The organism is Butyricicoccus porcorum (assembly GCF_002157465.1).
Lineage (GTDB): Bacteria > Bacillota > Clostridia > Oscillospirales > Butyricicoccaceae > Butyricicoccus_A > Butyricicoccus_A porcorum.
Map to the genome: position 1 here is coordinate 1 of NZ_NHOC01000010.1, position 22934 is coordinate 22934.

The 22934-nt window shown below is 52.3% G+C and carries 26 protein-coding genes, 1 tRNA gene and 1 pseudogene; 25 read left to right on the forward strand and 3 right to left on the reverse strand.

What is annotated here, in order from left to right; genetic code table 11:
- The 6 genes and pseudogenes from CBW42_RS15410 to CBW42_RS10900 all read left to right on the forward strand — a co-directional run.
- On the forward strand, positions 1–295 hold a 295-nt coding region (locus CBW42_RS15410; protein WP_407922967.1), incomplete at its 5' end, for a transposase.
- Positions 296–327: 32 nt separating this feature from the next.
- A complete protein-coding gene (locus CBW42_RS15415; protein WP_407922968.1) occupies positions 328–501 on the forward strand; it encodes an integrase core domain-containing protein in 174 nt (57 codons plus the stop codon).
- A 70-nt stretch (positions 502–571) separates the two neighbouring features.
- Positions 572–808: pseudogene (locus CBW42_RS10885) on the forward strand (transposase); the annotation flags it as partial.
- Positions 809–1306: 498 nt separating this feature from the next.
- Entirely contained in the window at positions 1307–2914 is a 1608-nt protein-coding gene (locus tag CBW42_RS15420) for a mannitol-1-phosphate 5-dehydrogenase (protein WP_165761150.1), read from the forward strand.
- A 39-nt stretch (positions 2915–2953) separates the two neighbouring features.
- Positions 2954–3211, forward strand: a complete 258-nt coding sequence (locus tag CBW42_RS10895) for an HPr family phosphocarrier protein (RefSeq protein WP_087021295.1) — start codon at positions 2954–2956, stop codon at positions 3209–3211.
- 339 nt (positions 3212–3550) lie between these two features.
- Positions 3551–3626, forward strand: a tRNA-Val gene (locus CBW42_RS10900).
- A gap of 88 nt (positions 3627–3714) precedes the next feature.
- Here CBW42_RS10900 and CBW42_RS15170 read toward each other — a convergent pair.
- On the reverse strand, positions 3715–3843 hold the full coding sequence (locus CBW42_RS15170; protein WP_278308594.1) for a hypothetical protein: 129 nt from the start codon (positions 3841–3843) through the stop codon (positions 3715–3717).
- Positions 3844–3916: 73 nt separating this feature from the next.
- Between CBW42_RS15170 and CBW42_RS10905 the strand changes: the two genes are divergently transcribed.
- From CBW42_RS10905 to CBW42_RS10955, 11 genes are all read left to right on the forward strand, one after another.
- On the forward strand, positions 3917–4123 hold the full coding sequence (locus tag CBW42_RS10905; RefSeq protein ID WP_133058305.1) for a hypothetical protein: 207 nt from the start codon (positions 3917–3919) through the stop codon (positions 4121–4123).
- 139 nt (positions 4124–4262) lie between these two features.
- Positions 4263–4592 (forward strand): (2Fe-2S)-binding protein, encoded by a 330-nt coding sequence (locus CBW42_RS10910; RefSeq protein ID WP_087021301.1) that lies wholly within the window; start codon positions 4263–4265, stop codon positions 4590–4592.
- Positions 4593–4596: 4 nt separating this feature from the next.
- Positions 4597–6186: an FAD-dependent oxidoreductase gene (locus CBW42_RS10915; protein WP_087021304.1), complete on the forward strand. Its 1590-nt coding sequence runs from the start codon at positions 4597–4599 to the stop codon at positions 6184–6186.
- The gene (locus CBW42_RS10920) at positions 6183–6521 is read left to right on the forward strand and encodes a (2Fe-2S)-binding protein (protein WP_087021307.1); all 339 of its coding nucleotides are present in this window, start codon (positions 6183–6185) and stop codon (positions 6519–6521) included. Before CBW42_RS10915 ends, CBW42_RS10920 begins: the two co-directional genes overlap by 4 nt.
- Positions 6514–7641: an NAD(P)/FAD-dependent oxidoreductase gene (locus tag CBW42_RS10925; RefSeq protein ID WP_087021310.1), complete on the forward strand. Its 1128-nt coding sequence runs from the start codon at positions 6514–6516 to the stop codon at positions 7639–7641. The genes CBW42_RS10920 and CBW42_RS10925 overlap by 8 nt, the downstream gene beginning before the upstream one ends.
- A 25-nt stretch (positions 7642–7666) precedes the next feature.
- Positions 7667–8815, forward strand: a complete 1149-nt coding sequence (locus CBW42_RS10930) for a tyramine oxidase subunit B (RefSeq protein ID WP_242969857.1) — start codon at positions 7667–7669, stop codon at positions 8813–8815.
- Between the two features lie 13 nt (positions 8816–8828).
- Positions 8829–9992 (forward strand): iron-containing alcohol dehydrogenase, encoded by a 1164-nt coding sequence (locus CBW42_RS10935; protein ID WP_087021316.1) that lies wholly within the window; start codon positions 8829–8831, stop codon positions 9990–9992.
- Positions 9993–10312: 320 nt separating this feature from the next.
- Complete coding sequence (locus tag CBW42_RS10940) at positions 10313–11443, forward strand: tyramine oxidase subunit B (protein ID WP_087021319.1); 1131 nt, start codon at positions 10313–10315, stop codon at positions 11441–11443.
- Between the two features lie 21 nt (positions 11444–11464).
- Positions 11465–12289 (forward strand): helix-turn-helix domain-containing protein, encoded by an 825-nt coding sequence (locus CBW42_RS10945; RefSeq protein WP_087021321.1) that lies wholly within the window; start codon positions 11465–11467, stop codon positions 12287–12289.
- An 11-nt stretch (positions 12290–12300) separates the two neighbouring features.
- Positions 12301–12651 carry a P-II family nitrogen regulator gene (locus CBW42_RS10950; RefSeq protein ID WP_087021324.1) on the forward strand — a complete coding sequence of 117 codons (351 nt, stop codon included), beginning with the start codon at positions 12301–12303 and terminating at the stop codon, positions 12649–12651.
- A 15-nt stretch (positions 12652–12666) separates the two neighbouring features.
- Positions 12667–14067, forward strand: coding sequence for an APC family permease (locus tag CBW42_RS10955; protein ID WP_087021326.1), 1401 nt, complete (start codon positions 12667–12669; stop codon positions 14065–14067).
- Between the two features lie 97 nt (positions 14068–14164).
- Here the strand turns inward: CBW42_RS10955 and CBW42_RS10960 are convergent, their stop codons facing one another.
- Together CBW42_RS10960 and CBW42_RS10965 are read right to left on the reverse strand one after the other, a co-directional pair.
- Positions 14165–14722, reverse strand: a complete 558-nt coding sequence (locus CBW42_RS10960) for a phosphatase PAP2 family protein (RefSeq protein WP_087021329.1) — start codon at positions 14720–14722, stop codon at positions 14165–14167.
- Positions 14723–14732: 10 nt separating this feature from the next.
- Positions 14733–15230: a COG2426 family protein gene (locus CBW42_RS10965; RefSeq protein ID WP_087021332.1), complete on the reverse strand. Its 498-nt coding sequence runs from the start codon at positions 15228–15230 to the stop codon at positions 14733–14735.
- A gap of 361 nt (positions 15231–15591) precedes the next feature.
- On the opposite strand from CBW42_RS10965, the gene CBW42_RS10970 reads away from it, so the two are divergent.
- The 8 genes from CBW42_RS10970 to ruvA all read left to right on the forward strand — a co-directional run bounded on the left by CBW42_RS10970 (position 15592) and on the right by ruvA (position 22929).
- A complete protein-coding gene (locus tag CBW42_RS10970) occupies positions 15592–16782 on the forward strand; it encodes an aminotransferase-like domain-containing protein (protein WP_087021335.1) in 1191 nt (396 codons plus the stop codon).
- A 27-nt stretch (positions 16783–16809) separates the two neighbouring features.
- On the forward strand, positions 16810–17940 hold the full coding sequence (locus CBW42_RS10975) for an MraY family glycosyltransferase (RefSeq protein ID WP_087021339.1): 1131 nt from the start codon (positions 16810–16812) through the stop codon (positions 17938–17940).
- 17 nt (positions 17941–17957) lie between these two features.
- Positions 17958–19106, forward strand: coding sequence for a non-hydrolyzing UDP-N-acetylglucosamine 2-epimerase (gene wecB / locus CBW42_RS10980; RefSeq protein ID WP_087021342.1), 1149 nt, complete (start codon positions 17958–17960; stop codon positions 19104–19106).
- A gap of 15 nt (positions 19107–19121) precedes the next feature.
- On the forward strand, positions 19122–19937 hold the full coding sequence (locus CBW42_RS10985) for a hypothetical protein (protein ID WP_087021345.1): 816 nt from the start codon (positions 19122–19124) through the stop codon (positions 19935–19937).
- Positions 19938–19996: 59 nt separating this feature from the next.
- Positions 19997–20419: a GNAT family N-acetyltransferase gene (locus tag CBW42_RS10990; protein ID WP_087021348.1), complete on the forward strand. Its 423-nt coding sequence runs from the start codon at positions 19997–19999 to the stop codon at positions 20417–20419.
- Positions 20416–21672 (forward strand): methionine gamma-lyase family protein, encoded by a 1257-nt coding sequence (locus tag CBW42_RS10995; RefSeq protein WP_087021351.1) that lies wholly within the window; start codon positions 20416–20418, stop codon positions 21670–21672. The genes CBW42_RS10990 and CBW42_RS10995 overlap by 4 nt, the downstream gene beginning before the upstream one ends.
- Before the next feature lie 103 nt (positions 21673–21775).
- On the forward strand, positions 21776–22276 hold the full coding sequence (ruvC, locus tag CBW42_RS11000; RefSeq protein ID WP_087021354.1) for a crossover junction endodeoxyribonuclease RuvC: 501 nt from the start codon (positions 21776–21778) through the stop codon (positions 22274–22276).
- Between the two features lie 35 nt (positions 22277–22311).
- Complete coding sequence (ruvA, locus tag CBW42_RS11005; protein ID WP_087021357.1) at positions 22312–22929, forward strand: Holliday junction branch migration protein RuvA; 618 nt, start codon at positions 22312–22314, stop codon at positions 22927–22929.
- Positions 22930–22934 lie beyond the last annotated feature (5 nt).

The window sequence follows — 22934 nt, forward strand, 5'->3', positions numbered from 1 at the left end:
TTTTAAGGCAGAATCCATTAACCAGAAATGGTGCACTGATTTTACCTGTTTATTTTTAACGAATGGCAGCAAACGTTATAATTGCACGATTATTGATCTATATGACAGAAGCGTTATTGCCAGCATTACGACAAACACAACCGCAGAGCTTGCAAAAAGGACCCTGCAGAAAGCAATTGATTCCCAGCCGGGCTTAGATCCCAGCTGCCTGATTCTTCACTCGGATCAGGGAAGCCAGTATACCTCAAAGGAATTCACAGAATACTGCGAATCAGTTGGTATAACGCAAGTATGAGCAAGGCTGGATATCCATACGATAATGCCCCTATGGAGCGATATTACAACACTCTCAAGAATGAATTGATAAATCATCATTACTATCATTCTGAGAAAGAATTATATACATCCATCGAAGAATTTGCGTATGTCCATTATAACCATGAACGACCGCATTCTTATAATAATTACAAAACGCCTTTCGAGGCACGCTACGGGGCGTAAAACCTATGCAGTAAAAATCAGGTCAAAGTGTTACAAAAAAGCTTGACCACAACATCATATGACTGAATATCGTGACTTATATAAACTCCGACAACAAAAGATTGAACGTGTATTTGCAGATGCCAAAGAAAAGCATGGTATGCGCTATACACAATATCGAGGCTTGGCTCAAGTTACCAACTGGGTGAAGCTTAAATTTGCTGCCATGAATCTGAAAAAGCTGGCTATGTGGAAGTGGAAGATCCATTTCCCTATTCCAGTTTTCCGGCTTTTTCCCTATATGTGCCAAAATCCGGCTCTCGCTTAATGCGCAGCCGGGTTCTTCGACAGGCTGACGAGACGGCCAAAGCCGTCTCGAAAAAAGTCTAACTTTAAGGGGTCACCTCAGATGGTATCGCTGTTTTACATATTATACAGAAAAATATGCTGTATGTTTTCGGGCCTCGTATAGGTTGCATAATTTTACAAAAAAATGACGTCTAGACAGCGGTTTTGGCAGGAATTGGAGGAATTCCGTAACTTCTGCAATTTTGTCACCAATCTTGACGACTGTTTTTGCATGGCAGATGGTGTGTTATCTGTGGACAAAAATAAAACATTTTTGTCAGTAATTGGTAAGAATTAAGAAAAGAAACGGAAAAATACAGAGAAACATTGCCAATAAATCGCGCAATAATCCATCAAAATTAGACAAAGTGACAGCTGTGTCATGAATACTTGCGGACAAAGATGCCACAGATATTGGTTGACTTGTCAGGAAGTTAATGGTAAAATTTCAATTGTAAGAGGAAAGGGGGCAGCAAAAATGTCATCATCCCCACGAAATTGCGGAGATCAGGACAAGCATGTACAGCTGACATCGCGCCAGAAGGCGATCATTCAGATCCTGACAAAGTTCACTGCCTCCCGCCCGGTGACAGTTGCCATGATTTCCGAAATGATGGGCGTCAGTTCCCGCACAATTCTGCGCGAGATCCCGCACATCGAACAATGGATGACACAGAATGATTTTCATTTTATCCGCAAGCCGGGCGTTGGCCTGATTCTGGACGAGAGCGTTGAGAATCAGAAGCTGATCCTCGAGCTGCTGGAAGTAGAATCCATCCCGAAGGAATACACCAAGGAGGAACGGCGCAGGCGCATTCTCGGCGAGCTGCTATATGCAGAGGAGCCGTTAAAATCCTATTACTTTACTTCAAAATTCCATATTTCAGAGGGGACACTCTCGAGCGATCTCGATGAGGTAGGGCACTGGCTGGAAAGCTATGAGATCCGTCTCATCCGTCGTCCGGGGCTGGGTATCCTGCTGGAAGGGGACGAGCGCAGTTATCGTCAGGCGATTGCAAATGTGGTGTATGAAAGCATCGACGAGAGTCAGATCATGCAGTTGCTGTGCGGCGACCCGACAGAAGATGGAATGTCCGTAACGGTACATATCCCGATTACTGACATCAGCGGCATCAATTCGACGACCCCGGAGATGGTTGATGCACTGGCAGAGGCTGATCTCGTAACTACCGCAGTTGGTCTGGTTATTCTGCCGCGCATTGCCCCGACGATCGCACAGGGTATCGCCAAGCGTAAGGCACAGGGCTGCACGCAGGCGCTGAACATCATCGCCTGCGAGAATGCAATCCGTGCAAGCTCTCAGCTCAAGGAAGCCGTTTACGGCGCACTGAGCGAAGAGGATCGCGCATATGCGGACGAATATGTCGGTTTCCCGGACTGCTCGGTAGACCGCATTGTCCCACCGGTTAAGAGCGAAAACTTCATCGACGTTGTAGTAGAAAACTACTATGAGTGGAACGTGGAAAAGGCATCGTTCAAGGGTGAAATCCCGGAAATCGCGGGTATGAATCTGGCCGAAAATCTGATGGCTTATATTGAACGCAAGCTGTTTACGCTGAATACCGGTCATGCGATTACGGCATACTTGGGTACGCTCAAGGGCTACAGCACCATTGACGAAGCCATTGCTGACGAGAAGATTTATGAAATCGTTCATGCGGCAATGACGGAGAGCGGCGACGGCCTGATCCGCAAACACGGGTTTGATGCAGAGGCACATTACCACTACATCGACAAGATCATCGGACGCTTTAAGAATCCATATCTGAAGGACGATGTGACCCGTGTCGGCCGTGAGCCGCTGCGCAAGCTGAGCCCGACAGATCGACTCACCAAGCCGATGATGACCGCGTATGGCTATGGCCTGCCAGTAGATCATCTGATCCTCGGCATGGGCGCAGCTTTGAAGTACAACAACCCGGACGATGCTCAGAGTGCAGAAATGCAGAACAAGCTCAAGGAGCACGGACTGATTGCTGCTATTCAAGAGATCACCGGCATCACAGATGCTGAATTGGTTGGCCGCATTGTCAATGCGTATGATACGGTCGCATCACAGATCTAACTGATATATTTATTTATCGACGGAAAAGGAGAAAAGATTATGACTAGCTTTACCTACACGTTAACCGATCCGGAAGGTTTCCACGCACGTCCGGCTGGCCTGTTTGTCAAGGAAGCAAAGAAGTTCCCGTGCACCACGACGGTCATTAAGGGCGACAAGCGCGCAGATGCACGCAAGATGTTTGGCCTGATGGGTCTTGGCATCAAGGGCGGAGAGACCATCACCATTACCACCGAGGGTGAGCAGGAAGCAGAAGCTGCTGCTGCACTCGAAGCATTCATGAAGGCAAATCTGTAATTTCCAAGTTTTAGCCCACTCTATCTATTTTATCTATTCTATACTCCGGCGCATCCTGTTCTGTGGTGCGCCGGAACAAAAAAACAACATCTTGGCAGTCATATATGCAGCTGCAAACAATTTTTACTGGAGCAGATATCAATATGAAGGAACTATGGAACAATGGAACAACGTACAAATAAATGGCTGTATGGTTGATCGCTGGGATGATGATATTAAGCCGCCGGGGTGAGTTGCTCAGGCGGCTTGATTTTATTTTTACAAATTTTAAAAAATTTTTATTTTTATTATTGACATTACAGGGAAGTCCTGATATAATAATTCTCGCAGCAAAGAGATGGACACTTAGCTCAGTTGGTAGAGCATCCGCTTGACGTGCGGAAGGTCAGCGGTTCGAGACCGTTAGTGTCCACCAGTTAAAAAGCCTTGAATCATTTAGATTCAAGGCTTTTTTGCGCGTTGTTTTGTGTTTGGATGGAAATTGCGTTGCAAAATCGGCATGTTCATTTTTGTTCATTCTCGTTCGGGTTTGCCACATCATGCACACATATTTCAAAAACAGGGGTCAAAAGTGGGTCATTGGAGAGCTGCGTATCTCCTGCGCTGTGTCCTGTCGCTTCTGCGCTTTCCATTTCATCTTTCCTGTGTTATAATTTTCATGAAGTTTACAACAGGGTGGATGAAAAGCGAGAGACAGGGGGAACAATGATGCTGACAAAAGAAATGCGGGACGCAATGGAAGACCAGCTGCATCTCTATATGCAGATTGCTGCGAGATGTGTGGAGGAAGAGAATCTGACGGACGCGAAAGCCTACTTCCATAGGTATGAGGGCGCAGTGGAAACATTGTATGCGATGGGACTGGTGTCTGAAGTGGAAGGAGCGAGATGGTTGGCTGATTTTTGGCCCTGAACGCGTTGTATCGTTTTTTACAAGACATTCCGTATGACCTGCTGGTATAATACAGGCAGTTCAAAAAAATAGAGAACAGCCAAAGAAGTCTGTGCACAAACTGCGCAGGCTTTTTTTGCGTATTTTAGGAGGTTTTACTATGGCCGGACGTATTGCAGAGCACCCAATTCTGGGGAAACAGGAAAAGGGCCGCATCGTAACATTTACATACAACGGCAAACCCATGCAGGGATATGAAGGCGAGCCGATTGCAGCCGCACTGAAGGCTGCCGGCGTGATGATTCACCGATATACCAAGAAACAGCACAAGCCGCGAGGCATTTTTTGTGCCATCGGACGGTGTACTGACTGCGTCATGGTGGTAAATGGGAAGCCGAATATCCGGACATGCGTAACACCTCTGGAAGAGGGCATGACTGTTCAGACACAGTACGGCGTATCCGCTCAGCCGGATGGACAGGAGGGATAAACAAATGAAACGATATGATTTAATCATTGTAGGTGCAGGCCCTTCTGGTTTGTCTGCGGCAATTGAAGCGGCAAAGCGCGGCGCGGATGTCGTCGTGTTCGACGAGAACGCAAAGCCGGGCGGACAACTGTTCAAGCAGATTCACAAGTTCTTTGGCTCCAAGGAGCATCACGCAAAGATCCGGGGCTATCGCATTGGCGAGGAACTGCTGGAGGAAGCAGAGAAGGCTGGTGTACGGGTTGTCCTGAATGCGACGGTCATCGGACTGTATCAGGATAAAGAGATCGTCGTGCGCATCGGCGAGCAGGTCGTTCATTACAAAGCAGATGCGATTATCATCGCAACCGGCGCTTCGGAAAATATGGTCACCTTCGACGGCTGGACATTGCCGGGCGTCATCGGCGCAGGCGCCGCACAGACCATGATGAATCTGCATGGCGTCAAGCCGGGCGAGAAAGTCTTGATGCTCGGCTCTGGCAATGTCGGCCTGGTCGTCAGCTTCCAGCTGATGCAGTGCGGCTGTGATGTGGTTGCGCTGGTTGATGCAGCGCCGCGCATTGGCGGATATGGCGTACATGCGGCAAAGGTAGCACGCACCGGTGTGCCGTTCTATCTGTCGCATACGATTGTCAAGGCGGAGGGCGAAGACCATGTCACCGGCGTCACCATCGCAGAGGTTGACAGCTCATTCCAGTTTATTCCGGGCACTGAAAAGCATTTCGATGTCGATACCATTTGTCTGGCAGTCGGTTTGTCGCCGATGTCTCAGCTGCTCAAAATGGCAGGCTGTGCGATGGAAGATAACCCGAAGCGGGGCGGACAGGTTCCGCTGTGCAATGATCTCGGCGAGACCTCGCTGCCGGGTGTCTTTGTTGCAGGCGATGTCTCCGGCATTGAGGAAGCCAGCTCCGCGATGATTGAAGGCCGTATGGCTGGCATTTCCGCCTCCTGCTATCTGGGATACATGGATGAATCGGAGCGCGATGCCGAGCATCAGAACTTAATGCATGCGCTGGATGGCCTGCGTCAGGGCATGTTTGCCCCGAAGAACAAGGGCAAGGTGCTGACCGAGACCGAAGAGGGCATTGCGATTTCTACCAACCTGCTGCGCCATGGTTATCTGACCGATGAAGAAGTCGAGCAGTATCCGGGCGTCACGCATCGCGTTGGCATCCATCCGGTTATGGAGTGCTCGCAGAATATCCCGTGCAACCCGTGTCAGGATGCGTGCCCGAAGAAATGTATTAAAATCGGTGAGAAGATCACCTCTCTGCCCGCAGTAGATGAAACGGCAACCTGTATTGGTTGCGGCATGTGTGTGGCTTCCTGCTCCGGTCAGGCGATCTTCCTTGTAGATGAAACCTATGAGCCGGGCTATGCGACCGTTACACTGCCGTATGAATTCCTTCCGCTGCCGAAGGCAGGGGACAAGGGCATGGCGCTCAGCCGCAGCGGCAAGGCATGCTGTGAAGCAGAGGTGGTATCCGTCAAGTCTGCTCCGGCGTTTGACCATACCAACCTGCTGACAATTAAGGTTCCGGTCGAAATGGCAATGAAGGCGCGTTTTTATCGCGCAGATGAGGTGGCAAAATGAACAGTATCAATGATAGATCGCGTGATATCGGGCCATTTGTCCCGAAGCCGGATGATGACCGCATCATCTGCCGCTGTGAGGAGATCACGCAGGGTGAAATTCGCCGTGCTGTACACGATGGTATGTGGACACTGACTGAGATCCGGCGCTATCTGCGTACCGGTATGGGTTTGTGTCAGGGTCAGACCTGTGCGAAGCTGGTCAAGAGCATTGTCGCACGTGAGTTGAAGGTTTCTCCGGCAGAGCTGGAACCGGCAACCAGCCGCGCGCCCATGCGCCCGATTGAAATGCGGGTTTTTGCAAATGAATCCGAGGAGGTCGAAGACAATGCGTAATTGTGCAGATGTCATCATTGTCGGCGGCGGTGTCATCGGCTGCGCGACAGCATATTATCTGGCAAAGGCAGGCAGCAGCGTCATTGTGCTGGAGGGCAGTGACCACATCGGCAATGGCGGTTCCAGCCGCAATGGCGGCGGCGTCCGTCAGTCCGGACGCGATCCACGTGAGCTTCCGCTGGCGATTTACGGCATCCGCAACCTGTGGCCGACGCTGTCTGAGGAGTTGGAGGTTGACTGTGAATATCATCAGGACGGAAATCTCCGCCTTGGCAAGAACGAAACACATGCAAAGATTCTGACCAATCTGGCCGATAAGGCAAGAGCCTGTGGCCTGGATGTTCGCATGATTGACGGCGACGAGGTTCGTCAGATCAACCCATATCTCTCCCATGAAGTTACGGTTGCGAGCTGGTGCCCGACCGATGGCCATGCAAACCCGCTGACTACGACACTTGGCTTTTATAAAATGGCGCGCCGCCTTGGTGTCCGCTTCATCACAGGAGAAAAAGCCGTTCGCCTGAAGAAAATTCGAGGCAAACTGCGCCAGGTTATCACGGAAAATAACGTATACGAAGGCGATCAGGTTCTGCTTGCAGCGAGCCTGCACAGCCGGGAGCTTGCCGGAACCGTCGGCATTGATATTCCCATGACGTCTTCGCTGCTGGAAGCGCTGGTCACTGAAGCGCAGCCGCATATGTTTGACCAGATGCTGGGCACGGCAGAGGCAGACTTTTATGGCCATCAGACCAAGCATGGTTCGTTTGTATTCGGTGGTTCCTCCGGTTTGGAACCGTTTAACAAGGATAACGGCACACCGGTTACGAGCAGCAAGACCGCACCTTGTATCTGCCGCGGCATTATGAAGTATTTCCCCGATCTGGCAGATGCGAAGATTGTTCGCACCTGGGCGGGCTGGAGTGATAAGTCTGCTGACGGCGTCCCGGTGCTCGGCGCAGTCGAGGAGGTTCCGGGACTGGTTCTGGCCTGTGCCTTCACCGGACACGGCTTTGGCATTTCTCCGGCAGTCGGCGAACAGCTTGCAAAACTGATGCTGACCGGAAAGACGGATGTTGACCTGACGCCGCTGCGGTATGACCGTTTCAAGGCAAAGATTTAATCCAGCGGACAGGAGTGAAACCAGATTGAAAGTAGATTTTTTATACCTGAATGAAAAAGATATGATCGAAGCCGGCGTGTTGGATGCCGAAAAATGCATTGAAACGATGCGCGATACGATTTCTCTGTTCGGAAAAAAGGACTATCTGCTCGGCGGCCCAAAGGCAGACGAGCACGGGCTTCAGGTCAATTTCCCGGGTAAATCCGACATTGAGAATTTCCCGCTGGATGATGGCCCGGATCGTCGCTTTATGGCGATGCCGGCCTATCTGGGCGGCCGTTTCCACATCGCCGGCCAGAAATTTTACGGTTCTAATAACCATAACCTGCGCATCGGCCTGCCGCGCTCCATCCTGATGGTCACGCTGGCAGATGTCGATACCGGTGCGCCGGTCGCATATATGTCTGCAAACCTGCTGAGCGCCATGCGCACCGGTGCCATGCCTGCGCTGGCGGCGTCCTATCTGGCACGCAAGGATTCCAAGGTTATCTCCCTGATCGGCCCCGGCGTCATCAACAAGTGTGCGTTTATGTGCTATATGAAGGTGCTCCCGAAACTGGACACCGTCAAGCTGCGCGGCAGTTCGGCCCATTCCAAATCCGCACACCGTATGGCAGACTGGATTCGTGCGGAATATCCGCAAATCAAGAATATTATCTTCTGTTCCTCGTTGGAGGAGGCATGCCGCGATGCGGATATCGTGAGCGAAGCGATGTCCGTCACCAAGACTGACATGGAGGAATTCAAGCTGGATTGGTTCAAAAAGGGCGCATCTGTATTCTCTATGGGCAGCTTTTTTGCAAAGGAATATGACAAATTTCTCGATACAACGATGGTTGTCGACAACTATGGCATGTATGAAAAGTACATGAAGAATTTCATCGCACGCGGCCCGGTCGATGACTTGGGCAACAAGCGTGAGTGGTGCATCATGGGCATGCACTTTGTCCATCTCGTAAACAGCGGAAAGGCAAAGCGCAGCGATGTGCTCGATCTGGCGGATATGGTAAACGGTATTACACCGGGGCGCACATCCGACGATGAGATTGTTATGTGCAGCATCGGCGGCATGCCGCTGGAAGATCTGTCCTGGGGCTATGACTGCTATCAGGCAGCAAAGGAAAAGGGACTCGGCACTGTGCTCAACCTCTGGGATGAGCCGTATCTGAAATGACGGAGGAATACAAATGAATTCGTTTCGATTTTGCGTACCGACTGATATCCGGTTCGGCGAGGGACAGATTTCCTGCCTGCCGGAGGAGCTTGGTAAATACGGAAAAAATGTCCTGCTGGTATACGGCGGCGGCAGCATCAAGCGCAGCGGCTTATACGACACAATTCAGGAGCTGCTGAAGGACTTCAATCTCTTTGAGTTGTCCGGCATTGAGCCGAACCCGAAGATTACCTCCGTCCGCAAGGGTGTGGCGCTGTGTCGGGAACACAGCATTGATGTCATTTTGGCAGTCGGCGGCGGCAGCTGTATCGACGCGTCCAAGAATATCGCCTGCGGCGCATATTACGACGGCGATCCGTGGGATCTGGTCATCGACCGCAGCAAAATGACAAAGGCACTGCCGATTGCAGTTGTCCTCACTATCTGTGCGACCGGCTCAGAGATGAACTGCGGCGCAGTCATCAGCAACGAGGAAACGCATGAAAAGCTGGAAATTGCGGGTGATATCCTGTATCCGGCCCTGTCGGTCTGTGACCCGACTTATTTGTATACGCTTCCCGCAAGACAGACGGCGGCAGGCACGGCGGATATCATGTCCCATGTGTTTGAGCAATATTTTCAACCATATGACGGCGCGTATCTGACCGACCGATTCTGTGAGAGCGTGCTCAAGACCTGCATCCATTATGCACCGATTGCGTTGGCAGAGCCGGACAATTATGAAGCGCGTTCCAATCTGATGTGGTCGAGCACCATCGGCCTCAACCATCTGCTGACAGTCGGCAAGGGCGGCGCATGGTCATGCCACGCGATGGAACACGAACTGAGCGCCTATTACGACATCACCCACGGCGTCGGTCTTGCCATTGTAACGCCTGCATGGATGCGCTATGTCCTGTGTGACAGAACCGAAGCGCGTTTTGCGATGTATGCGAGAAATGTCTGGGGCATCACCGAACCGGACGACCGCGCGGCGGCAGAACAGGGCATTGCCCGCACGGAAGAATTTTTCCAGTCGCTTGGCCTGCCGTCCACGCTGCGTGAGGTCGGCATTGGCCCGGAAAAATTTGAGGAAATGGCCGCAGAAGCGGTGCGCACCAGCGGCATTGCCACACGCTCCTATTATCATCTCCAGCCGGAGGATGTTGTAAAGATTTACGAAAGCTGCCTGGGATGACTGGCAGAGTATCGATTTTTACAAGACAAACAGGCGGACCGGTGGTATAGTATAGCCAGTTCAGAAAGCTGCGAACAGTCAAGGATGCCTGTGCACATGCATGGGCATTTTTGCGTATTTCTACCTGTGTTTATCCTCAAAAAGCAGTAGACAAAGCGAGAAATCGATGGTTTTTGAATGAAAATGTAAAAAAATGCCGTAATTGGCATGACAACGCGATACAATGTATGGTATACTGTATGTGACAATGGCGTCGGCAGAAAGCTGCTGACGCCTCTTTTTTGGTGATACGGTATATCGTCCGGACAGGAGGATTTTCAATGGACACCAAAATCAGTTTCAAGTACCTGAGCGAACAGGACATGATCGAAGCAGGCGTTATGAACATGGACGAATGCGTTGAGGTCATGGAGAATATGCTGCTGACACTCAACCGCGGCGACTATGTGATGGGCGGACAGAATCACAATTCGCACGGCTGCATGGTCACATTCCCGGATGATCCGCAGTTCCCAGGCATGCCGAAAAACGGTGACGACCGCCGTTTTATGGCAATGCCGGCATACCTCGGCGGCAAATATCAGATGGCGGGCATGAAGTGGTACGGCTCCAATGTAGAAAACAAGAAGAAGGGCCTGCCGCGCTCCATCCTGATGATGATGCTCAACGACAAGGACACCGGCGCACCGCTCGCTCTGATGTCCGCGAACCTGCTGAGCTGCTACCGCACCGGCGGCATTCCAGGTGTCGGCGCGAAGTATCTGGCGCGTAAGGATGCCAAAACAGTCGCCGCAATTGGCCCGGGCGTTATGGGAAAGACCTCGCTCGCCGCATTCATGAGTGTTCGTCCAGGCATTGATACGGTCAAAGTCAAGGGACGCGGCCAGCGTTCGCTGAATTCCTTTGTTGATTTTGTTAAGGAAAAATATCCGCAGATCAAAAATATTGTCATCTGCGACACGATTGAAGAAGCTGTCCGCGATGCTGATATCATCAGCATGACAACCTCTGTCGGCAATAAGGAAGCGGAATTCCCGTACATCGATGAATCCTGGATCAAAAAGGGTGCGCTCATCAGCATGCCGTCTGCGGCGCGCTTTGAGGAGGATTTTCTCGTCAACCGCTGCAAGAAGGTTGTGGACAACTGGAAGCTGTACGAGGCTTGGGAAGAGGAATATCCGTATCCGACCTATGACCAGCTTCAGATTATCGGCACCAAGTTTACTGATCTGAAGCATCTGGGTAAGATTACACGCGACGAGATCATCGATATCACCGATATTATCACCGGAAAGGCCGAGGGTCGCAAGAATGATGATGAAATTATCATTTATTCGGTTGGCGGCATGCCGGTAGAGGACATTGCCTGGGGTGCTACGGTCTATCGCAATGCCCTCAAAAAGAACATCGGCGTGACACTCCCGCTGTGGGATGCCCCGACGATGGCATAAATTGTTAAAGGAGCTGATGCTATGCGCAGGAAGCAGATCCATGTGCTGACACCGAGACAGCCGTTTCTCGCCATGCATACCGATACATATAAAAAAATCGTTGTGGAAGACGCGGGAATTTCGCATTTTTACGAATTTACCGTCAATGGTGGGACGCCGCCCGATGTACAGGCCGTCCCGGACGGGAGTGTCGATCTCCTGTTCAGCATCAGCGGACATGATATCCGTACCGTCATCGGCGGTACGGTACTCAAGGTAAAAAAATGGCCGATTGACGAGCAGCGCCTTCATTTCGGCGTGCGCTTTCAGCCCGGTGAGTGCGTGCTTCCGGCAGGCTTGTCCATCAAAGACGTTGTCAACGCCGATATCGAGCTGGATACCACTGCAATACTCGGCGAAGATTATGTGGAACGGCTTGCATCCTGTCGGGATGCGCGGGAGCGTGCGCTGTGCTTCCTGCGGTGGTATGCATCCAAGGCTGCGGCACAGTCCGAGCAGCAGGATCCGGCACACCGGCTGGAATTTTATCTCCGCAGCCGGATTTACGAGAGCCGGGGCAATGTCACGATACAAGAGCTCGCACAGGAAACCGGCTATTCCGAATGCTATATCCGCCGGATCTTCAACAGTATCCACGGAATATCTCCAAAAGTGTTTGAACGTTTTGTGCGATTCCAAAATGCGCTCGATCTCATGCGCCGCAGGACGCTTACACTGGAACAGACTGCGCTGGAATGTGGTTATTATGACCAGTCTCACATGGTAAAGGATTTCAAAAGTTTTTCAGGCGTCACGCCGGAGCGGTATCAGTCCATTATGGTTCCGGTCGATGAGAGCAGAATCTAGGAGGTTTCATCATGAGTTTATCTAAAATTGAAGTCATCACCCAAATCGCAAAAATGAATGGCCTGAAGGCAGCGCTCAGCAAATGCGGTGTCGGCGGCATGACAGTAACACAGGTACTCGGCTGTGGCGTAGAAAAAGGTTCTCTGGAATACGCTGTCGAGGAAAATGAGGAGATGGAGCTTCTCCCGAAGCAGCTCATCAGCATTGTCGTTGAGACCGAAAAGGTGACGAAAATCGTCGAGGTAATCAAGCAGGAGCTGTATACCGGACACATTGGCGACGGCAAGATTTTCGTATATAAAATAGACAATGCAATCCGTGTCAGAACCGGCGATGAGGGCACGGATGCACTGCATAAATAACAGGAGGCGGTGAATATGGAAAAGAAACTCGGCCTTGGCAGTGTCGTTTCGATTTCTGTCGGCCTGGTCATTGCGACCAGCTGTCTGGTTTCCCTCGGACAGGGCGCAGGCACCATCGGCGTTGTGTTTATTTTCGCCATGATTATCGCGTGTCTGCTGAATATGACGACGGTCGCCTCGCTTTCCGAGCTGAACGCGCTGATGCCAAACACGACCGGTGGACTGGCACAGTACACGCTGGTCAGCATTGGGCCGTTCCCGACGCTGATTTCGATGGTCGGCGGCTATCTGATCTGCAATACGCTGTCCTGTGGCGTTGAAGCATCGATTTTCTCCTATGCAATGGCACAGACGTTTACATTTCCGATTCCCAGTGTTGGCTATGCACTGATTATGTCAGTTATCGTCATGATTGCCAATCTGTATGGCATCGATATGTTCGCCAAGATTCAGAATCTCGTCGCATTTCTGCTGGTCGGTTCCATGGTTGTCATGGGTATCATCGGCGCGCTCGGTCTGGGCACCGGTACGCAGGTCGATCAGCCATATTATATGGCGTCCAATCTGTCGGAAATCGTCCCGATGACGGCGGTTGCGTTCTGGCTGTTCATCGGCGCAGAATACGTCATTCCGGTCTCCAAGGATGTAAAAAACGCAAAGCGCAATGTTCCGCTCGGCATGATTATCGGTCTGATTTTAATTTGCGCGATGCAGTCCATCATGGTGTTTGGCTTCCACAATTACACGGCATGGGATGACCTGGCCAATTCTGCCGCGCCGCACCTGCTGTACGGTGAAAACCTGCTCGGCAGTGTAGGCAAGACCTGGATGACGCTGGTTGCAGCACTTGCAGTCATCAGCACGCAAAATTCCACGGTCAATGGTCTCGCCAGCATCTGTCAGGGCATGGCGAAGATGAACATGATGCCGCAGGTCTTTGCGAAGACCAACAAGCACAACGTTCCGTATGTCGGCGTTATTTTCATCAGCGTTTCGATTGCGATCTTTGCCGTACTCAGTGACAGCTCGTCCGATATGATTTCGTTCCTGATTCTGGTCGGTTCCGTGTTCTGGATGGTCTCCTACATCCTCGCACACATTGATGTCCTGATCCTGAGAAAGCGTCTGCCGAAAGCACCGCGGTCGTTTAAATCGCCCATGGGTATCGCTCTCCAGATTATTGGCATCGTAGGAACCGTCTATATGATCCTCAATATCTCTACTGACCCGACCGAACGCATGCAGATCTGGGTATTAACCGGTGTCACCTTCCTCATCCTGGCGATCTATGCATTCTTCTGGATTAAATACAAGATGAAACGCCCGGTATTTAAGAGCATTCCGCTGCCAGAGGTTATGGCGATGGAAAACGATCTGTATTATGCAATCCGCAAAAACAGAGGAATCTGGCGATAAAATTTCCCCGCCAGATAAAAACGGCTTATCTGCACGTACAGATAAGCCGTTTTGCGTATCATTTGAGTTTTATCATCTGCGAGCCGCTGAAACGCTCTCACGCGGATGGATCGGGATGTATGCACGTCAACAGGCGGCTGCTGAGGCGCGGCGTCAGGACAATGCCGACGCACAAGCCAAGTGCAATCCCTGTGAGCACATCGGTGGGGAAGTGTACATAACAGTACAGACGGGAAAATGCAATCAGTGCCGCAAGGATGTATGCGGCGATGCCCGCCCTTCGATCATGGAAGAACAGCGCGGTTGCAGCTGTGAACGAGGATGCGGAGTGTCCGGACGGGAAGGAGTATGTGGTCGGCAGTGCCAGAAGCATATCTGCAATCGGCTGCTGTACACAGGGGCGTTCCCTTGTGAACAGATGCTTGAGAAGGCCTTCTCCAAGAAGCGCAGTGACGGCGAGACAGACGAGCATGCAGATTCCACAGCGCCGCGTTTTGGGGAAACAAAGCAGGATAATGCCAAGTGCAATCCAAAATATGCCTGCATCGCCCAGATGGGTCACCAGCTTGAAAAAGCCATCGAAAAAATCGTTGCGCATGTGCGCCTGAATCCAGTATAACAGTGAAAAGTCGAGGGAAGTAATGGCTGCTGTCATGGCGTCTCCCTCATGCAAACAGCTGGAACAGTCCGACCACGCCGCGCGAGCCGATGGTCATGATAATACCGGCAGTCAGCACGCCGCAGATAACAGCAGCGAAGGCCTTTTTCGGCGGGACATCGAGCAGGGCAGCAATCAGTGAGCCTGACCATGCGCCGGTACCCGGCAGTGGAATGCCCACAAATGCCCACAGACCGTAAAAGGCATATTTCTGGATGGTTGTCGACTTGGACATCAGCCGCGCCTCGTACCAGTTTGTGAGGCGTGACAGCATCGGCAGTGTCTTGAGCCATGCGATCAGCTTTTCGCCGAATATCAGGATGAACGGGATGGGAATTAGATTTCCGACAATGCTCAGCGCGAGTACGTTGAGCCATGGCAGGCCGAAGGCCGTGCCGACAATGACCGAACCACGCAGTTCGATGAGCGGAATCATCGATACAAGAAATACAGCGCCATAGGCGCTGATGTGCTCAGTAAGAAAGCGAAATATGGTGTCTATCATGCTTCAAGGTTCCTTTCGTGAAAATAAGACAAAACATTACCTCGATAGTATACCACAAATAGAACTGGACAGAAGTACCAAATCGTTAAATTTTTGCAAAAACTGCATCTTTTGCAGATACAATCCATCAAGAAGCCGGAAGAATGTCGGAATCACAGACATCTGGTTCATGGCGGCGGGAAACCCATTGCTTTTTGCCTGCATTGTGGGCAGAAAACCATGAAATGTTCTTGAAAAATTCACAGGAGAACCATCCATGCGGTTGCAAGAAACGCTGTATTGTGATAAAATCAACCAGGAACGTTTTATTTTCGGTGAGCGGAAATGAAGCGGATGATATATATGATAGGAGAGATTGATTATGGAATACAAAATTGCCAGCCATATTGCGGAAATGAAGCCGTCTGCAATCCGTGAAATTTTTAAGGTCCTCGCAGATCCGAAGGTCATTGCACTTTCTGCGGGCGAGCCGGATGCAGCGTCTCTGCCCAAAGAGGAAATGGCGGAGATTGGTGCGGAGATTTTTGCAAATGAAGCTGCGGCAGCACTGCAATATGGCATGACCGAAGGCTATCAGCCGCTGCGCGACCTGACGAAAAAGCGCATGCGGGAAAAATACAATATCGGCACGGATGACGATGAGCTGATTATCACGACTGGCGGCCAGCAGACCATCAGCCTGTTTACCCAGACGATGATTGACAAGGGCGACACCATTATCTGTGAGGGGCCGAGCTTTATCGGCGCACTCAATGCGTTCCGCAGCTTCGGCGCGAACCTCAAGAGTGTTCCGATGGATGACGAAGGCATGCGTATGGACAAGCTGGAGGAGGTTCTTGCCACCACTGAGCGTGTTAAGTTCATCTATGTTATCCCGACCTTCCAGAACCCGACCGGACGTACCATGTCGCTGGAGCGCCGCCGTCAGCTGCTGGAGCTTGCAAAGAAGTACGACGTTCTGATTCTGGAGGACAATCCGTATTTCGAGCTGCGCTATGAGGGTGAGCCGGTTCCCACCATCAAGTCGATGGATACCGAGGGCCGCGTCGTTTATGCGGGTTCCTATTCCAAGGTGCTGTCTCCCGGCATGCGTATCGGTTACTGCATTGCGAACAAGGAGATTATTAACCGCATGGTCGTCTGCAAGCAGGTCAGCGATGTACATACCAACCTGTACTTCCAGATGCTGGTTGCCAAATACCTGGAGCGCTTCGATCTCGATGCGCATATTGCAGATATGTGCAAGCTGCATAAAGAGAAGCGTGACGCGATGCTGAATGCCTGCGAGAAATATTTCGACAAGCGCGTGACATATACCCATCCGAACGGCGGCCTGTTCATTTGGTGCGAACTGCCGGAGGGCTATGACAGCTTCAAGCTGTGCCAGCTCATCACGGAGAAAAAGGTTGCCTGTGTTCCGGGCAATGCGTTCTCTGTCGACGAGAGCGCCGTATGCAATGGCTTCCGCATGAATTTCTCGAAGCCGAGTCTGGAACAGATCGAAACCGCATGCGCACGCATCGGCGAGGCCATGCAGGAGTTTCTGAAGTAACCGAGTTGATCGGTTCAGAGGTATGTTATGGATGAAGTATATCTGGTTGTCGTCCGGGTGCTGATCGCATTTTTTGCTGCGGGCATTCTTTCGTTTGCCCTCACACCGCCGGTCAAGCGCCTGGCGCACCGCATCGGTGCGATTGACGTCCCGAAGGATGCGCGCCGCATGCACAAAAAGCCGATCCCGCGGCTGGGCGGTCTTGCGATTTATCTCGCATTTGTCGTCGTATGCATCCTTTTTGCCGAAAAAAGTGTGCAAAATCTGACGATCTTCCTTGGATCGGCAGTGATTGTCGTCCTCGGTATTTTTGATGACCGAAATGCACTCGGTGCAAAATTCAAGTTTTGCATTCAGCTGGTTGCAGCGGCCATTCCAGTCGTATTCGGCAATCTGCGTATCGAGTTGATTACCAACCCCAATCTGTTGAGCGATAATTTATATCTTGAATTCGGCGTGCTGTCCATCCCGATTACGATCATCTGGATTGTTGCAATCACCAATGCGGTCAATCTGATTGATGGTCTGGACGGTCTGGCGGTTGGCGTGTCTGCGATTGCCTGCATGACCATGCTGGCAGTATCGCTGCTCATCGGCGAAATCGAAATTGCAATTCTTCTCGCCGCACTTGCCGGCTCGTGCGTCGGCTTTATGCCGTATAATCTCAACCCGGCGAGCATCTTTATGGGCGATACGGGTTCCACCTTTTTGGGCTTTATGCTGGCAACGCTGTCCATTCAGGGCATGTTCAAGGTCTATGCGATTATTTCATTTGCCGTTCCGTTCCTGATTCTCGGCCTGCCGATTTTCGACACGGCATTTGCCATCCTGCGCCGCGTTCTGTCCGGACGCAGCCCGCTGTCCCCGGATCGCGGACATGTACACCATCGCCTGATGGACATGGGTTTCAATCAGAAGCAGGCAGTTGCAATCCTGTATGCGATTGCAACTGTGCTTGGCTTGCTGGCAGTGGTCCTGACAACATCCGGTGAGCTGCGCGCCATCGTGCTGGTTGCCGTTGTCATTCTCACGATTGTCATTGGCGGCGGCGTATATCTGTCCTCTTCACGCCAGAAAATGCGCCGCCATGAGCAGCAGCTTCAGGAAGAACTCCAGAAGCGAGAGCAACACACGGATTTCCCGGAACAGAAATCGTGACTGCGGAGGAAAACAGAATGAAAACAATCAAAGTTATGACCGTTTTCGGCACGCGGCCGGAGGCGATTAAGATGGCGCCGCTCGTGCATGAGCTGGAGCGCACAGAAGGTGTCGAGTCGATTGTCTGCGTCACGGCGCAGCACCGGCAGATGCTCGACCAGGTCATGGATATTTTCCACCTCAAGGCGGACTATGATCTGGATATCATGCAGCCGCGTCAGACCCTTGCAACGATCACCACGAAATCGCTCACCGGTCTGGACGAAGTTTTGGAGCAGGCAAAGCCGGACATCGTTCTGGTCCACGGCGATACGTCTACGACGTTCGCGGGTGCACTTGCGGCATTTTACCACAAAATCCCGGTCGGACATGTCGAGGCCGGTCTGCGCACGTTTGATAAATACTCCCCATTCCCGGAGGAGATGAACCGTAAGCTGACCGGACAGATTGCCACCCTGCATTTTGCCCCGACCGAACGCAATCGCAGAAATCTGGCGGCAGAGGGCATTACGGACGGCGTTATTGTATGCGGCAACACCGTCGTCGATGCCATCCATTCGACGGTCAATCCGTCCTTCCGTTTTCGCGATGAAACACTGGAGCATTTGGATTATCAAAACCGCCGCGTGATTCTGGTCACGGCGCACCGCCGCGAAAATTACGGCGAGCCGATGGAAAATATCATGCGCGCGCTGCGCCGCCTTGCAGACGCCTATGAGGATATTGATATCGTCTATCCAGTGCATCTCAGCCCATATGTGCGTGAAACTGCGGCAAACTATCTGTCCGGTCACGCACGCATCCATCTGATCGAGCCGCTTTCGGTCGATGAGATGCACAATCTGATGGGACGCAGCTATATGGTGATGACCGATTCCGGCGGATTGCAGGAAGAGGCGCCCAGTCTGGGCAAGCCAGTACTCGTCCTGCGCCGTGAAACCGAACGGCCGGAGGCCATTGAGGCAGGTACCGTTCGTCTCGCCGGTGTGGAAGAAGAGACCATCTATTCGATGGCATGCACGCTGCTGGATGACAACATGGAATACCAGAAAATGGCACATGCGGTCAATCCGTACGGTGACGGTCAGACTTCGCGCCGCATTGTGCAGATGATCCGGCATTATTTCGGACAGATTTCCGAGCTGCCGGATGAATTCCGTCCGTAACGGGAGCGTCAGAAAATGACAGAAAAACCAACGGAACAACCGGAAACACAGGATGCACCTAATAAATCCGTAAAAAAAATAACGCCACGCCGTGCGGCGTGGGTGGTTTTTCTTGCAGCAATCGCGCTCGCAGTGTTCTGCGCTGCGGCATTGCCGGGCAGCAGCTCCGCCGGCATTGTACTCCCGAAGGGAAGCGGCGCGGATGTGCATGATGTGATTACCGAGCAGACACAGTATCAACTGACAAGTGCAGATATCACAAAGGAAAACGTGCAGCAGGTGGTTGCAAGCCTCGCCCGGCCGGAGTCGTATTCTGCATCGGTCACCAATACGCTGTACTGGAACGGTGCATGGAAGGAAATCCATGCGATGCAGTATGTGCGGGACGGCGTGTGTCTGACGGAATATGATGACGCAGACGGCACTGCTGAGCGCTTTGAAGCGGTCAAAGGCGGCAGCTATTTTGCATGGCAGCGTACTGGTTCTGCGCAATACACCGGTGCAACCGGCACGGTCACATCCGATGATCTCAGCATGATTCCGACCTATGAAACATTGGTTGCGGAAGACCCGCAGGAAATCACGGAGGCAGGTCTGCGTACAGTTGGCGGTGTGTCATGTATTTATGCAACGGTCACGGATGCGGAAACCGGCTACAGTCTGACCTATTGGATTTCAGCGGTCAGTGGCTTGCTGATTCAGGCGGATTATACGCGCGGCAGTGAGCTTGTGCGCAGTGTAGTCGTCGATGAGATGGAGCAGGAACAGCCGTCTGCATCGCTGTTTGTCATGCCGGACGGTACATCCCTGTTGCCAGAGGATACTGAATAACAAAAAAGGACGGATTGCAGCAATGCGCCGTCCTTTTTGACGGAACCGGGAGGATTTTTATGGATTGTATCTGGAGCAGGTATGGTGAGCTTCCGCCGGAGGCGGCGCATATCCGCGAAGCGGTATTTATGCAGGAACAGGGCTTTTGCAGTGAATTCGACGAGCTGGACGGGCAGAGCTACCATCTGCTGCTCCGTCGGAATGGCAAGGCAATTGGCACGGCGCGTCTGTTTTCCGATGGAAGCAATCACAACATGCATATCGGGCGTGTGGCAGTACTCCGTGAGGAGCGCGGAGGCGGAAGCGGATCGGCGCTTTTGACGGCGTGCTGCGAAAAGGCACGCGCACTGGGCGCGCAGCGTTTGGTGCTCGGTGCACAGTGCCGTGCAATGAAATTTTATGAAAAAAACGGGTTCCAGCCGTTTGGCGAATGCTATGACGACGAAGGATGCCCGCATCAGATGATGGAGAAGAAATTATGAATTATTTGGATATTTCACCCGAAGTGCGTCAGCTTGGATGCGACGCAGAAAAAGCCATTCGCCCTCTGTTTGACCGCATTGATGAGATCAGTGAGCGCAATACGGAAAAGGTTCTCGCAGCATTTTCCAAAAATCGTGTCGGCGAGAGTATGTTTGCAGGTACGACCGGTTATGGCTATGACGATCAAGGCCGCGATACGCTCGACAAAATTTATGCCGATATTTTCGGAACAGAGGCGGCTCTGGTGCGCATTGGCTTTGTCAACGGCACGCATGCGCTGTGCTGCGCGATGTTTTCCGCTGTCAAAACCGGAGATGTCGTGCTGTCCGCGACCGGACCGGCATATGACACGTTGATGAATACCATTACCGGTGACATGGCAGGCAGCATGAAGCAGTACGGCATCGGCTATCGCCAAGTGGAGATGAAGTATGGTCTGCCGGACATCCCGGCCATTGTGGAAGCAGCCACAGCCCCCGACGTCAAACTGGTCTTTATCCAGCGCAGTAAGGGATATGCCGTGCGTGAGACATTGTCCTGTGAGCAGATCGGAGAGGTCTGCTCGGCAGTCCGTGCGGCAAATCCGAACGCTGTCATCATGGTCGACAACTGCTATGGCGAATTTGTCGAAGAAATTGAGCCAACTCAGGTCGGTGCAGACATCATTGCCGGTTCCTTGATTAAGAATCCGGGCGGCGGACTTGCGCCGACGGGCGGCTATATCGCAGGCAGAAAGGATCTCATTGAAAACGCGTCCTACCGTTTGACTGCACCGGGTATCGGCGGCGAGTGCGGCTGCACAATGGGGCAGAATCGTCTGTTGTATCAGGGCCTGTTCCTTGCACCGCATACAACTGCACAGGCGCTCAAGACCGCAATTTTCTGTGCTAAAGTCATGCAGATGATGGGCTTTGAGGTGCATCCGCTGCCGGAAGAGACCAGACATGATATTATCCAGACAATTGCGTTCGGCGCACCTGAGCCGCTGTGCAAATTCTGCGAGGGCATTCAGGCCGGCGCACCGGTTGATTCCTACGTGACGCCGGTTCCGTGGGATATGCCGGGTTACGATGATCCGGTTATTATGGCAGCCGGCGCATTTGTACAGGGCGCGTCCATTGAACTGTCTGCGGATGCGCCGATGCGCGAGCCATATGTCTGCTATATGCAGGGCGGTCTGACATATCCTTCCGGCAAGGCAGGCATCCTGCTCGCTGCTGAGCGCATCCGCCGCGCCGGGTACGGTGTGTAATGTGCAATCTGCACTTTTTCCGGCGGCAGAAGCGGGAATTTCTTGTGATATCGGGCAAGTTGTGGTACACTAATGGTACAGCATGCGGAAGCAGGAGGGATATATGATTATTCTGGGGATTGACCCGGGCTATGCCACTGTCGGTTATGGCGTCGTGCAGTATGAACGCGCACAGTTCACGCATATCCGCCACGGTGCGATTACCACACCCGCCGGCATCCCGCTGCATCTGCGGCTGAAAGAAATTTATGACGATATGCTGACTCTTCTGGACACATTCCATCCGGATGCGGTTGCAGTGGAGGAGCTGTTTTTTAATACCAATATCACGACCGGCATTCAGGTCGGTCATGCCCGAGGGGTGATTCTGCTTGCCTGTGCACAGAGAGGCATTGCGCCGGCAGAATATACGCCCTCGGAGGTCAAGCAGTCCGTCGTCGGCTATGGGCGTGCCGAAAAGCGCCAGGTGATGGAGATGACGCGCGTCATGCTGAAGCTGCCGCGCATGCCGCGCCCGGATGATGCTGCTGACGCGCTTGCGCTGGCCATTTGTCATGCACATGCCGCCGGTTCTCAGCTGACCAGGCAGAAACTGGGGCTGTAACAGCCCTACCCCTCGGAACGGAAAAGGAGTCATCTTTGTTTTATTATGTGGAAGGCACAGTTGCGCTGATTGAGCAGGAGCTTGCCGTCATCGATTGCGGCGGCGTCGGCTATGCGTGCAGGACATCGCAGAATACGTGCGCCGCATTGCAATGCGGCAAAAAAGCGCGCTTATATACCTATCTGAGCGTGCGGGAGAGCGCCTGTGACCTGTACGGTTTTGCCGAAATGGAAGAGCTCAATTGTTTTAAAATGCTGCTTGGTGTTTCCGGCGTAGGCCCGAAGGCTGCACTTGCCATTCTGAGCAGTGCGCCCCCGAGCCAGCTTGCGCTGTCTATTATTACAGGAGATACCAAATTTCTGACACGCGCACCCGGCATCGGCAAGAAAATCGCACAGCGCATCTGTCTGGAACTCAAGGACAAGCTTGCCAAGGAACAGGAGAACATTGGTGCAGGCTCCGGTCTCGTCATGACGGCTGCTGCGGCGCCGGAAGGCACGGCAAATGCTGTGAGCGAGGCGGTTTCCGCGCTTATGGTGCTCGGCTATTCCCAGGCAGAAGCCATGCAGGCGATGGAAGGGCTGCCGGTTTCTGACGATTTGTCCGCAGAGGATCTCATTCGCGCCTGCCTGAAAAAGCTGGCGGCGCAGTAACTGAG